Origin of the sequence: Paenibacillus sp. FSL R7-0331, assembly GCF_000758645.1 — a bacterium.
Classification (GTDB): domain Bacteria; phylum Bacillota; class Bacilli; order Paenibacillales; family Paenibacillaceae; genus Paenibacillus_AQ; species Paenibacillus_AQ camerounensis.
Genome location: NZ_CP009284.1, coordinates 6525611 through 6538207, shown reverse-complemented (window position 1 = coordinate 6538207; position 12597 = coordinate 6525611). Strand labels below are relative to the sequence as shown.

Annotated in this window: 12 protein-coding genes; 7 read left to right on the top strand and 5 right to left on the bottom strand. The window is 54.9% G+C overall.

What is annotated here, in order from left to right; genetic code table 11:
• The first annotated feature begins 26 nt into the window (after nucleotides 1-26).
• Both R70331_RS28540 and R70331_RS28535 read left to right on the top strand, forming a co-directional pair.
• Nucleotides 27-557 (top strand): GNAT family N-acetyltransferase, encoded by a 531-nt coding sequence (locus R70331_RS28540; protein WP_042181394.1) that lies wholly within the window; start codon nucleotides 27-29, stop codon nucleotides 555-557.
• Nucleotides 538-1176 carry an MOSC domain-containing protein gene (locus R70331_RS28535; RefSeq protein WP_081947787.1) on the top strand — a complete coding sequence of 213 codons (639 nt, stop codon included), beginning with the start codon at nucleotides 538-540 and terminating at the stop codon, nucleotides 1174-1176. Before R70331_RS28540 ends, R70331_RS28535 begins: the two co-directional genes overlap by 20 nt.
• A 303-nt stretch (nucleotides 1177-1479) precedes the next feature.
• On the opposite strand, the gene R70331_RS28530 is transcribed toward R70331_RS28535, so the two are convergent.
• Both R70331_RS28530 and R70331_RS28525 read right to left on the bottom strand, forming a co-directional pair.
• Nucleotides 1480-2028, bottom strand: coding sequence for a GNAT family N-acetyltransferase (locus R70331_RS28530; protein ID WP_042181389.1), 549 nt, complete (start codon nucleotides 2026-2028; stop codon nucleotides 1480-1482).
• A gap of 39 nt (nucleotides 2029-2067) precedes the next feature.
• Complete coding sequence (locus R70331_RS28525) at nucleotides 2068-2313, bottom strand: DUF2164 domain-containing protein (protein ID WP_039877681.1); 246 nt, start codon at nucleotides 2311-2313, stop codon at nucleotides 2068-2070.
• Between the two features lie 302 nt (nucleotides 2314-2615).
• Here R70331_RS28525 and R70331_RS28520 point away from each other — a divergent pair, with 302 nt between their 5' ends.
• The gene (locus R70331_RS28520; protein ID WP_042181387.1) at nucleotides 2616-4316 is read left to right on the top strand and encodes a glutamine--tRNA ligase/YqeY domain fusion protein; all 1701 of its coding nucleotides are present in this window, start codon (nucleotides 2616-2618) and stop codon (nucleotides 4314-4316) included.
• A gap of 596 nt (nucleotides 4317-4912) precedes the next feature.
• On the opposite strand, the gene R70331_RS28515 is transcribed toward R70331_RS28520, so the two are convergent.
• Nucleotides 4913-5593: a hypothetical protein gene (locus R70331_RS28515; RefSeq protein WP_042181385.1), complete on the bottom strand. Its 681-nt coding sequence runs from the start codon at nucleotides 5591-5593 to the stop codon at nucleotides 4913-4915.
• 406 nt (nucleotides 5594-5999) lie between these two features.
• Nucleotides 6000-7220, bottom strand: coding sequence for an MFS transporter (locus R70331_RS28510; RefSeq protein ID WP_042181383.1), 1221 nt, complete (start codon nucleotides 7218-7220; stop codon nucleotides 6000-6002).
• Between the two features lie 301 nt (nucleotides 7221-7521).
• On the opposite strand from R70331_RS28510, the gene mobA reads away from it, so the two are divergent.
• The 4 genes from mobA to R70331_RS28490 all read left to right on the top strand — a co-directional run bounded on the left by mobA (nucleotide 7522) and on the right by R70331_RS28490 (nucleotide 11850).
• The gene (mobA, locus tag R70331_RS28505) at nucleotides 7522-8160 is read left to right on the top strand and encodes a molybdenum cofactor guanylyltransferase (RefSeq protein ID WP_042181381.1); all 639 of its coding nucleotides are present in this window, start codon (nucleotides 7522-7524) and stop codon (nucleotides 8158-8160) included.
• A gap of 140 nt (nucleotides 8161-8300) precedes the next feature.
• Nucleotides 8301-10178: an ABC transporter ATP-binding protein gene (locus R70331_RS28500; RefSeq protein ID WP_042181379.1), complete on the top strand. Its 1878-nt coding sequence runs from the start codon at nucleotides 8301-8303 to the stop codon at nucleotides 10176-10178.
• Entirely contained in the window at nucleotides 10108-10785 is a 678-nt protein-coding gene (locus tag R70331_RS28495) for a response regulator transcription factor (RefSeq protein WP_042181377.1), read from the top strand. The genes R70331_RS28500 and R70331_RS28495 overlap by 71 nt, the downstream gene beginning before the upstream one ends.
• A complete protein-coding gene (locus R70331_RS28490; protein WP_042181375.1) occupies nucleotides 10786-11850 on the top strand; it encodes a sensor histidine kinase in 1065 nt (354 codons plus the stop codon).
• On the opposite strand, the gene R70331_RS28485 is transcribed toward R70331_RS28490, so the two are convergent.
• Nucleotides 11843-12583 (bottom strand): SDR family oxidoreductase, encoded by a 741-nt coding sequence (locus tag R70331_RS28485; RefSeq protein ID WP_042183402.1) that lies wholly within the window; start codon nucleotides 12581-12583, stop codon nucleotides 11843-11845. The genes R70331_RS28490 and R70331_RS28485 overlap by 8 nt on opposite strands.
• Between the last annotated feature and the right edge of the window lie 14 nt (nucleotides 12584-12597).

The window sequence follows — 12597 nt, the reverse complement described above, 5'->3', positions numbered from 1 at the left end:
AAGGTAAGGCAAGGGGTGGAGGAGCTATGCAACAAATCAATGAAGGCTCGCTCACGATCCGGCCCTCGGAAATCAGGGATGTCCGTGAGCTTATTCTGCTTGATAATATGATCTGGACGGAAGATACGACACCGGGACCGTTAATGTGGCGTTCCCGGGAGGACTACCTGCTGCATGCGCCGCCGGGCTCACAGCTTGTCGCACTGCAAAACGGAGAGCTGTGCGGCTACGTAGGCTTTGGCTGCCCGAGCGGCATGGAGAGCAACCGGCATGTATGCGAGGTGAACATCGCCGTGTACCCGCAGTTTCAGCGCCAAGGAATCGGCAGACGGCTGATCGGAGCGATCAGGGAGCATGCCGCGGCGAACGGTATCCGCAAGCTGCGGCTGCGCGTGCTGTCAAGCAATGAGCCGGCGCTCGCCTTTTACCGCAAATGCGGATTTCAGGAGGAGGGCCGGCTGAAGGAAGAATTTTACCTGAACGGGCATTATGTTGATGAAGTCTTTATGAGCTGTATGCTGACTGGAGGGAATCAGAATGGAAGTCATTTCGCTTAATGTAGGCAAGCCGGTTACGGTAGATTACCGCGGTAAGCCGCTGGAGACAGGGATTTACAAGCTGCCCGCGGAAGGGCCGGTACGGCTTCACGCTGAAGGCTTCGACGGTGATGGGCAGGCGGATCTTGTGAATCACGGGGGAGTAAACAGGGCAGTCTGTGTCTACCCGATTGAGCATTATACCTTTTGGGAGGAGCACCTCGGCAAACAGCTGGCGTACTCCGCCTTTGGGGAGAATATTACGGTAAGCGGACTGCTTGAGACAGAGGTCTGCATCGGCGACGTATACGAGATTGGTACAGCCCTGCTGCAGGTCAGCCAGCCCCGCTTCCCGTGCTTCAAGCTTTCGCAGAAGCATGGCGCGAATGACATGCCGGCCAAGGTGCTGTCCACAGGCTACAGCGGCTTTTATTTCCGCGTACTGCGTGAAGGCGCGGTTGGTACCGGCGATACTGTTGTTAAGGTCGAGTCCGGTAAGGGTGACTACACAGTAAGACGGGTGCTCAAGGCAATGGAGGTTGGGCGGAAGGATAAGACCGATCTCAAGGAGCTGGCTGAGATAAGCGCGCTTACCGATGAGATCCGCGATGATTTCCGGAAATGGCTGGAGCGGGAGTAGGCCTGGCCGGGTCCCTTACATAGCCGGAATGGGCAGCAAAGCTTCGCAGAAGGGATACAGGCAAGGCGCTGAGCAGAGAGGCCGCGTCTGGCTGAAGCTGCCGCAGGAGGAATGCGGAACGGCAGCGCCCTGCGAAGCTGCCGCAAAACAAGCCTGATGCGGGACAGTCACTGTGCGGGAGAGACTGCGCTTGCAAGAAGCTGCTGCCGGCAGCAGCAAACAAGCCTGGGTGGCTAAGCCCCCAGGCTGTTTGTGTGTGTATGCGGCGGAGAGCGCCTAGTGCTGCCCGCTCCCGCGTCAGCTTCAGCCCAGCAGCTTCCACTCACTGCGCAGCAGGCCGTAGACGGCGTGGTTCACATAGCCGTGCGGCAGCTTTTCTGACTGGCGGAGCACACCCTCGAACACGAAGCCGAGCCGTTCCGGAATGGCCCGGCTAGCTTTGTTGCCGGTTGCACAGCGGATCTCGATCCGGTTGAGCTCCATTTCCAGCAAGGCGTAATCGACAAACACCCGGCAGGCGCTGGTCATGTAGCCGTTGCCCTCGTAGCCTTCGCCCAGCCAGTAGCCGATGCCGGCTGAACGGCTCGGCCAGTCGATCGCGTGATAACCGATGACGCCGGCCAGCTCTCCCCGGACCCACAGTCCTGCTGTGAAGCCGCCGTTGTCGCTGCCCTGCTTGGCGGCATTTTTGATGAAGGCGGCGATATGCGCTTCCTCGCTGACACCGTCCACCCAGGGCAGCCACTGACGAAGCCGCAGCCGTGAGCGCTCGACCAGGGCGAACAGCGGACGTGCATGCTCAGGCATCAGCAGCTTCAGCACAAGCTCATCATCAATGACATAGTTAAACATGCGGGTGCCTCCTCTTACGGCACAGGGCCGGTATGCTGCTTAACGTTTTTTCCATTCGAGGGCGTAAATATCCTCTTCCAGTGACTGCATCCGCTGCACAGCCAGGGTCCGGCAGTCGCTGAGCGCCCCGTTATAGATGGCCGGCCCGAGCTCCTTCAGGAAGAATTCCAGCAGATTGTCCGCTGCGAGATGGCCGATCGTCTCGCCGCGTTCCGCTTCGAAATAGCTGCGGATGTTCTCGGTGATCAGATCGCGCTGCTCTTTGGGCAGCTTAATTGGCTTCATGAGATAAGTCCCCCTTTTCATAAAGATAAGAAAGTATATATCATAGTATGCTTTATCCTTATCCTCCTCCAAGAAACAGATACCCTCCTGTTAAGGACGGTGTAGCCGTTTCAACTTGGCAGAAAAATATAAAAGCATTATGCTTCCCATGCTACTCTATCGTCCGGAGGGAAGTCAAAGTACCCCGCAGGGATTGGCTCCGTTAGCCATTTCATTGATCATTCTCCGGTTAACGGGTATATTAATAGGAAACATGTTCATACAAGGACGCAGTAACATTACAGAACGAGAGGTTGATAGCTGTGGAGAACCGTGGAACCCCCTCCAATTTCATCAAAAATATTATTACCGAAGATTTGAGCTCAGGTAAAGTGCAGGAAGTGGTCACCCGCTTTCCGCCGGAGCCGAACGGTTATTTACATATCGGACATGCCAAGGCGATCTGGATTAACTTTACACTGGCTGATGAATTCGGCGGCAAAACGAACCTGCGCTTTGACGACACCAATCCGCTAAAAGAGGACACCGAATATGTGAACTCCATTAAGGAGGATGTAAAGTGGCTTGGTTATGAGTGGGAGGAGCTGCGTTTTGCTTCCGACTATTTCGGCCAAATGTACGAGCGGGCAGAGCTGCTGATCCAAAAAGGCAAGGCCTATGTGGACGACCTGTCTGCCGATCAGATCCGCGAGCTGCGCGGCACGCTGACAGAGCCCGGCAAGAACAGCCCGTACCGTGAGCGCAGCAGCGAAGAGAGTCTCGACCTGTTCCGCCGTATGCGTGCAGGTGAATTCAAGGACGGCGAAAAGGTGCTGCGCGCCAAAATCGACATGTCCTCACCAAATATTAATCTGCGCGACCCGGTTATCTACCGGATTTCGCATACCCACCACCATAATACAGGCGATGCCTGGTGTATTTACCCGATGTATACCTTTGCCCATCCGCTGGAGGATGCAATTGAATCCGTGACCCACTCCCTCTGTTCCCTGGAGTTCGAGGATCAGCGCCCGTTCTACGACTGGGTTATCGCCGAATGCGAGATGCCGGCTGCGCCGCATCAGTATGAATTCGGCCGGCTTAACCTGGCCCAGACGGTAACCAGTAAGCGTAAGCTTAAGCTGCTGGTGGATGAAGGCCATGTCGACGGCTGGGATGATCCGCGCATGCCGACTATCTCCGGACTGCGCCGCCGCGGCTATACGCCGGAAGCGATCCGCAATTTTGTACATGAGACGGGTATTTCCAAAAGCCAGGGGCTCGTGGACCTGCAGATGCTGGAGCATTTTATCCGTGAGGACCTGAAGCTGACCGTACCGCGGACCATGTCAGTGCTGCGGCCGCTGAAGGTGGTTATTACGAACTATCCGGAAGGTCAGACGGAGTATTTTGAGATTGAGAACAATGTGGAGAATCCGGAAATGGGCAACCGCCAGATTCCGTTCTCCCGTGAAATCTACATTGAGCGCGATGACTTCATGGAAGTACCGCCGAACAAATACTTCCGTCTCTTCCCCGGCAATGAGGTGCGCCTGAAGAATGCCTACTTCATCAAATGTAACGACTTCATTAAGGATGAGAACGGCGAAGTGGTGGAGCTGCATTGCACCTATGATCCGGAGACAAGAAGCGGCAGCGGCTTTACCGGCCGTAAAGTCAAAGGCACCCTGCACTGGGTCGATGCCGGTCAGGCTGTTCCGGCGGAGTTCCGCCTATATGAGCCGCTGATCTCGGCTGAAGAGGTTGATGCCGAGGCTGAGGTTGAAGGCCTTGAGGTGTCTGCTGGCAAGCCGGAGCCAACCTTCCTGGATCAGCTGAACCCGAACTCGCTGCAGATCCTGCAGGGCTTCGTGGAGCCGGGCCTGAAGGACAGCGTGCCGCAGGACAAGTTCCAGTTCTTCCGCCACGGTTACTTTAACGTGGACAGCAAATATTCGACCCCTGAACATCTCGTGTTCAACCTGGTCGTTTCGCTGAAAAGCTCATTCCAGCCTGGCAAATAAGGCTGCATAATAAAAGGCTGTCCCTGTCGTCTTGTGATGACGGGGACAGCCTTTTCGCAGTCTGTTTGTTTCCTGCTGGCGGTTGGTGACAGCAGCCTCGCGTGCCGGCGGCCTTGCTGCCGGCACGAATGAAAGGGAAAAATCCCATTAACGAGCTCCATCTACCTTGCTGAGCGCAGGAATAGAGGGAAAAATCCCATTAACGAGCTCCTTCTACCCTGCTGAGCGCAGGAATAGAGGGAAAAATCCCATTAACGAGCTCCATCTACCCTGCTGAGCGCAGAAATAGAGGGAAAAATCCCATTAACGAGCTCCATCTACCCTGCTGATCGCAGGAATAGAGGGGAAATTCCCACTAACGAGCTCCATCTACCCTGCTGATCGCAGGAATAGAGGGGAAATTCCCACTAACGAGCTCCATCTACCCTGCTAAGCGCAGGAATAGAGGGAAAAATCCCATTAACGAGCTCCATCTACCCTGCTGAGCGCAGGAATAGAGGGAAAAATCCCACTAACGAGCTCGCTTTGCCACGCTGTGCGCAGGAATAGAGGGAAAACTACCACTAATGAGCTCCATCAACCTAACCCGCTAACTACTACCATAAATCATTGTCCAACATATTATGAATATACTCATATTTACGAATTCGGCTGCCACTTGAGCTCAGGACGGGCTTCAGCCTGCCTTTTTCGCACAATTGAGTAATATGCCTTTTGATCGTTTTTGGATCAGCCGTAAGACCATTTACCAAATCAACAGGCCGGATGACTCCGTCCGAACGTGCTGCCAGCTGCAGGATCTCCCGCTCCATCCGTGTATACTGAGCCTCCCCGCCACCTGTATTTGTCAGCAGACTTGGAAGCAATAAAGCCTTTAGCAAAGAAATCGTCAGCTCCGGCGCAGACTCCAGATCATCGAACGGCACTGTAACTACCCGGTATCCGGCTATCTGGAGGTAAGTCTCCCTGTTCAGCTCCTGGCGGTATCTGGTCCGGTCGGTGTTCTGTACATGGGGGCCATAGCCCTTGATTTCAATTGCGTACTTGACCTGTCCCGGCTTCCAGACATAGTCAACAAAGTAAGGACGGCCGCGCCAGTCGGAAACCTCATACTCTGGATGAAGATGTGTGAAATCCCCGAATAACGGCCACCATACCCGTTCTGCAAATAATTTCTCCCCATGCCGGTGCCCCCGCTCCAGACGATCCAGACGTTCACCCGTTCTCCTCCGCTTATGGCGGTTCAACCACTTCTCGTGCTCTTCAGCAAATCCCATTTATAAATCTCCCCCTGCATACAAAAATATAAAAAACGTCCCGCACCCCAATAAGCTTGGAGTACGGGACGTTCTTCGTCCGATGTATTCTGATTATAAAATCCACCGCTTAGCGGCGTCAATGACAATGCTGGCACGCAGGACCAGCGGGAGTTCAATGTAACTGATTAACAGCCCTGTCCTGCTGTTCAGCGCCCAAAGTTATCCGGGTCCGCATCAGACACTCCACCGTAGCACACACGCTGATTCAGGCCCGGCGTCTCAAAGCCCGTGTCCGGGAAGAGTTCGCACAGCTCTTAAAGTGTCTTAAAGTGTCTTAAAGTATCTTAAAGTATCTTAAAGTATCTTAAAGTGTCTTGGAGTATCCCGGACTGCTCACTATTCGCGCCTAATGCCCCTTACATCTTTAATTCTCAAAATGCTCCAGCTCCTCTTCCCTGTTAGGGCGGTAGCCGCCGCGGAAGACGAACAGTGCCATCAGTCCGAAGCCGCAGGTTCCGATGAACGCTAGGAAGGCGCCGGATTGGTACATGCTCTGTGCGCCCAGATTCTGATACAGCCAGCCGCCGAGCACGCCGCCCAGAATGCCGGCGATACCGCTCCAGGCCAGCGTATACAGCGCTTGTCCCGAGGAACGGAACGGAGCAGGAACGAGCAGCATCGTCAGCTGTGTGCCGACATAGAAAAAGCCGCCGAACGTGATGCAGTGCAGGATCTGAATGAGCGCCACCTGCACCGGCGTAGTGGCTTCGGCCATCAGGCCCCAGCGGATGAGGAAAAGCGCGCTTACGGCAGCCAGTAATGCCAGCAGCACGGAGATTTTGCGTTTCAGGAAGCGGTCGCACAGCACCAGCACACCCATCTCCAGAATGGAGGAGAGGAAGACGGCGAGGCCGATCATTGTTTTGCTGCCGCCAAGCTCGGATATATACAGCGACACGAAGGTGTTGTTCATCGTATTCGGGATGGACACCAGGATGCCGAAGAAGATGAAGCAAAGAAAAAACGGGTTATAAAAAATCTGCCGGAAGCCCTTGAACGGCAGCGGCGCAATCCCGATAGAATGACTCAGCCTCGGCAAGGCAACCAGGGTGAGCATCGCCAGACCGAGCAGGAGAGCGAACAGATAGGACAACACCGAGACGCCGGCCCACTCAATTACCGGACCTGCCAGAATGGCCGTCAGCGCCCAGCCGAGCGAGCCCCACATCCGGAAGGAGCTGAACCGGTGGCCGGTATCCTCAATATAGCTGAGGATCATTGTATTACTCTGGGCAAACAGCGGCCCCTGAAAGAAATAGAAAAATAGGATGGAGATATAAATTAATTCATATGTATAGGCCTGGAAGACAAGCTGTGACAGGACCAGTGTCCCGGTCAGCATAACGAGAACAATCCTCCGGATATTCTGAACCTTATCGGTCCAGATGCCCCAGAACGGATTAGCTACTATAGAAACGAGCGCGCCCACAGACATCAGGCTTCCAATCTCCAGCTTGTTCATGCCGACATCCTGCAGATAGAGCGGAAAGAAGCTGGTGAACAGAACAACCGTACCGTAGACGAAGAAATTAAACCATTTCAGAGAGGCAAAAGATGGCTGCTTATTGTAATTGTCCCGCAACATTGGGCACTCCTTTCCCGCCAGATGCCATGCCTTTCCATGAAAGCCCTATAGTTTGAGGCCCCGTATATCACTGTAACATTAGTTGAAAAGGGATACAAACGATGTTTTATCGAACATAAGCGTAAAAAGAGTACAATCGGCCGGCCGGGAAGCCGCACTCTGCGCTTCCGTTTCTTCCATACTGATTATTATGAGCTGCCGGTCCGCTGTTGCCGCGCTCTAAAGTCTGATACGATTATCATAAATTGGATAGCTGCAGACATCAAGAGACAGCAGGGCACAGCTGCAGCAGGAGGATAATATGGCACATTATACAGGAATTATACTCACCGGCGGAGCTTCGCGCCGGATGGGCACAGATAAAGCGCTGCTGGAGCTTGGCGGCAGACCGGTAATCACCCGGCTGGCGGACGAGCTGTCACAGCTTGCGGAAAGCACGGTCATTGCCTGCGGTCCCCGGCAGCGCCGGGAGTACGGCAGCCTCGGGCTGCTGCAGGTGACGGATGTCTACCCGGGCTGCGGGCCGCTGGCCGGACTTCATGCAGCGCTTAGACACACGCAGCATGAGTGGAATCTGGTGACAGCGTGTGATCTGCCGTTTGCCTCGGCAGCGTTTTTGCGTTATATCCTGAGCACTCATGCGGAGGCTCAGACACGTACGGGCAGCTCTCAGCAAGGCAACGGTGCAGATGCCGCAGTAGCGGTATCCGGCGGGGGCCGGGTACAGCCGCTGCTTGGACTGTACCATAGACGTGTTCTTCCGGTACTGGAGGCGGCGCTTCACGAAGGAAACTATAGGTTCATGGACTGCCTGAACAAGCTGGACGTGCTGTACATACCGGAGTCTGGCTTTACACTGGCTACACCCGCTGCGCCATCCCCTGTATTCAACATGAACACACCGGAAGACTACGCCGCGGCAAGAGCAATGGTACTGTAGACAGCTTTTCCCGGGCCCCGTTTAATTTCAGTTTAAATTGCAGCAATATGATAAGAACTGAGGCGGAGAACATAAACACAAGGCTTAAGCTCCAGGTTTAAGCTCCAGAATATTAATCCGCCAAGAAAAGAGGTATTCCCATGACTAAGAATAAACAGTCCCGGAAGGAGCGGCAGGGTGCGGCAATGAAGCCGTTCCTGAAGCTGCTGCATCAGACGAAACCTTCCTACGGGCTTCTTACAGTTGCCGTTCTGCTGAGCATGGTTTCCACCCTGGTAGGGCTTGTCATTCCCATGTTCACCAAAAATCTGGTTGACGGCTTCTCCCTCGCCTCCATCAGCAGGCTGCAGATTGCCGGGATTGCCGGCGCGTTCATCGCCCAGACGATTGCCGGCGGCATCTCGATTTACCTGCTGAATTACGTGGGGCAAAAGACGGTAGCGGCGCTGCGTGACCGGCTGTGGCGTAAATTCCTGGTGCTGCCCGTGTCTTATTTCAACGATAACCGCACCGGCGAAAGCGTCAGCCGGATGACCAATGATACCGGGATTCTCAAGACGCTTATATCAGAGCATCTGGCGAGCCTGTTCACCGGCGTCATTTCAATTGTCGGCTCGATTTCGGTTTTATTGTATCTGAACTGGAAAATGACACTGGTACTGTTCATAGTACTCCCGTTGTCTGCGCTTATTCTTGTACCGCTGGGCCGGCAGATGTACAAAATATCCAAGGGAACACAGGACGAAACCGCTTCTTTTACCGCTACGCTAAGCGGGGTGCTGTCTGAAATCAGGCTGGTGAAGGCCTCCGGGGCGGAGGAAAAGGAATATAAGGCCGGACGGACCGGCATTATGAATCTGCTCTCTTTTGGCATACGTGAAGGTAAAATCAGCGCAATGATCAGTCCGCTCGTCTCCTTCGTATTCATGATGCTGCTGGTGGTGATTATCGGCTACGGGGGGATGCAGGTATCATCGGGCGCGTTGACTGCGGGTGAACTGGTCGCTTTTATCCTCTATCTGATTCAGATTGTTATGCCGCTGACCCAGCTTACGCAATTCTTCACCCAGATCCAGAAAGCCAAGGGCGCTTCGGAACGGATCATTGAAACACTGGCTGCAGAAGAGGAGCTATATGAAGGGGCGGAAGAAGCCATTCAGGTGGCTGCGCCTATTGCACTCCAAAATCTGAGCTTTGGATATAACACAGGCGGGCCGGTGCTGAACAACGTCAGCTTTACGATGCAGCCGGGCCAGGTAACCGCAATTGTCGGTCCGAGCGGCGGCGGCAAAACGACTCTTTTCTCGTTACTGGAACGCTTCTATCAGCCTGATGAGGGTGAAATTAAGCTGGGTGCTAAGCCGGTATCCACCTTCTCACTGCGCTCCTGGCGGAGGCTGATCGGCTACGTATCACAGGAGAGTCCGCTGCTTGCGGGGACCATTGCCGACAATCTCGGCTACGGGCTGGACCGGGAGGTCACTGAAGCGGAAATGCGGCGTGCGGCGGAGATGGCCTATGCGGACAAGTTCATTCAAGAGCTGCCGGACGGGTATCAGACCGATGTCGGTGAACGCGGTGTGAAGCTGTCCGGCGGACAGCGCCAGCGCATTGCCATTGCCCGGGCGCTGCTGCGTAATCCGCAGATTCTGATGCTGGATGAAGCGACCGCAAGTCTTGACAGCCAGTCGGAAGCAGTCGTCCAGAAGGCGCTGTCTAACCTGATGAAGGGGCGGACGACGATTGTTATTGCGCACCGGCTGGCGACGGTTGTGAACGCGGATCAGATTGTTTTTATGGAAAAAGGCCGGGTTACCGGAAAAGGCTCACATGAAGAGCTGCTGCAGAATCATGAGCTGTACCGGCAGTTTGCCGAGCAGCAGCTGCAAATGAATGTACCGGAGCCGGGGAGCGGCCGGGCAGAGGGAGAGGAGGTGCCTTTTGAATATGGCCAAAATTCTGGTGGCGGACGACGATCCGCACATCCGCGAATTGGTGGAGGTCTTTTTGAAGGATGAGGGGCTGGATGAGGTGTACAGTGCTTCAGATGGGGTGGAGGCGCTGCGGTTGATGGAGGATAACGGTGCGGATCTGGCGATTATTGATGTGATGATGCCCCGGATGGACGGCTGGGAGCTGTGCCGCGAGCTGCGCAGGAGCTACGATATCCCGATTCTGATGCTGACGGCCAAGGGAGAAACTGCGCAGATTGTTAAAGGATTCGAGCTCGGTACAGATGATTATCTGGTGAAGCCGTTTGAGCCGCCGGTGCTGATTGCCAGGGTAAAAGCACTGCTGAAACGCTACCAGATTTCCGCTGCGCAAAGCGTCACGGTCGGCCGTCTGCGGATGAACCGCAAAACATATGAGGTCTCCTCGGAGTTCGGCGGGCTGACCCTGCCGCTCAAGGAATTTGAGCTGCTGTTCAAGCTGGCGAGCTATCCCGGACAGACATTGACGCGTGACCGGCTGATCGAGGAGATCTGGGGGTACGACTATGAGGGGAACGAGCGGACACTGGATGTGCACGTAGGGCGGCTGCGTGAGCGGTTTCCCCGGGAACAGTATGCGTTCAACATCCGCACAATCCGCGGGCTGGGTTACCGCCTGGAGGTGGATCACTAGATGGACAGGGGCAGAGCCGGCGACGTTTTAAAAGCGGCTGCGGGAATTATTGTGGTAATTACAGGCTTCTATCTATCCTGGAATGGCGGGTACTTTGGGTTAAAGCTGCTCGAAAAGCGCTTTGGCTGGTCCCTTACGCCATATACATCCCAGCTGCTGACGATGGTGCTGCAGTTCTTCATTCTGTTTCTGCTGGCCGGGATCTCAGCGCTGGTCGGCCGGCTGAGAGGCGATGAACGAACCTTTTACATTCCGATTATTAGCGCAATGCGGCAAATTGCCCAGGGGAATTTCAAGGTGGAGATTGAAAATAGCCGGCGCTACGGGCAGTTCGGCAGTATTGTAGAGGGGATCAATGAAATGGCCAGTGAGCTCAGCCGGATGGAAACGATGCGCCAGGATTTTATCTCTAATGTGTCGCATGAGATCCAGTCGCCGCTGACCTCGATCCGCGGCTTTGCCCGCGCCCTGCGCAGCGAAGGCTTAAGCACAGAGTCGAGACTGCATTATCTGGATATTATCGAGGCGGAGAGCAGCCGGCTGTCGGGGCTCAGTGACAATCTGCTGAAGCTATCAGCGCTGGAGGCGGGAAGCTTTCCGTTTGAAGCACAGCCTTACCGGCTGGACAGGCAGCTGCGCGAGATGATCCTGGTTGCCGAGCCGCAGTGGCTGGAGAAGGATATCGAAGTGGAGGCAGACCTTGGAGAGAGCATGGTCGTTGCTGTCCAAGATCTGATGAGCCAGGTATGGACCAATCTGCTGCATAACAGCATCAAGTTTACTCCGCCGGGCGGCCGGATCTATGTCCGGCTGCGGCCGGTGGAGCAGGGGATTGAAGTGGAGCTGCGTGACAGCGGGATCGGAATTGCGGAGGAGGAGCTTCCGCGGATTTTTGAACGCTTCTACAAGGTGGATAAAGCACGCAGCGCCAATGGAGGAGGAAGCGGCCTGGGTCTGCCGCTGGTGAAAAAAATAGTTGAGCTGCACGCTGGCAGTGTAACGGTAACAAGCCGCCCCGGTGAGGGAACGGCTTTTGTGGTCCGGCTGCCGCAGCGGCCTAGATAAAGCCGCCGTTCACACGCAGAGTTTGTCCGGTAATCCAGGCGGATTGTTCTCCGGCGAAGAAGCTGACAGCGCCGGCGATATCCTCAGGCTCTCCTAGACGGCCGAAGGCATTGGCCTTCTTCAGCCCTTCGAGCTGAGCTTCGGACTTGCCTTCCAGGAATAGTTCGGTTGCAACCGGACCGGGAGCCACGGCATTGATCGTAATCCCCTTTACGCCGAACTCCTTGGCTAGCTGGCGGGTAAACTGCTCGACTGCGCCTTTGGTACCGGCGTAGATGCTGTAAGCCGGGAACATCTGGCCATTGACCGAGGTGGAAAAATTAATAATCCGGCCGCCCTGCTCCAGATGAAGGAAAGCCTGCTGGCAGGAGAAATAAGTACCCTTAACATTGATTGCAAACTGCTTATCAAATTGTGCCTCTGTGGCATCCCCGATTAGAGAGTTGATCATAATACCGGCATTGTTAACCACAATATCTATTTTGCCGAAGATGTCCTTGGCTTCCAGGTACAACCGGGCAATCTGGTCAGGCTTGCTGATGTCGGCCTGGACAGCTGCTGCCCGGCCGCCCTGCTGCTGAATGCGCTGAACAGCCTCTTCGGCCAGCTCAGGGCTGCTGGAATAATTGATAATGACCGCAGCCCCTTGGGCAGCAAGCCTCTCCGCAACATTCCTTCCAATGCCCCGTGAAGCGCCTGTAATAATAGCGACTTTTCCTTGAAGATCCTGAATCATAATCAATTCCT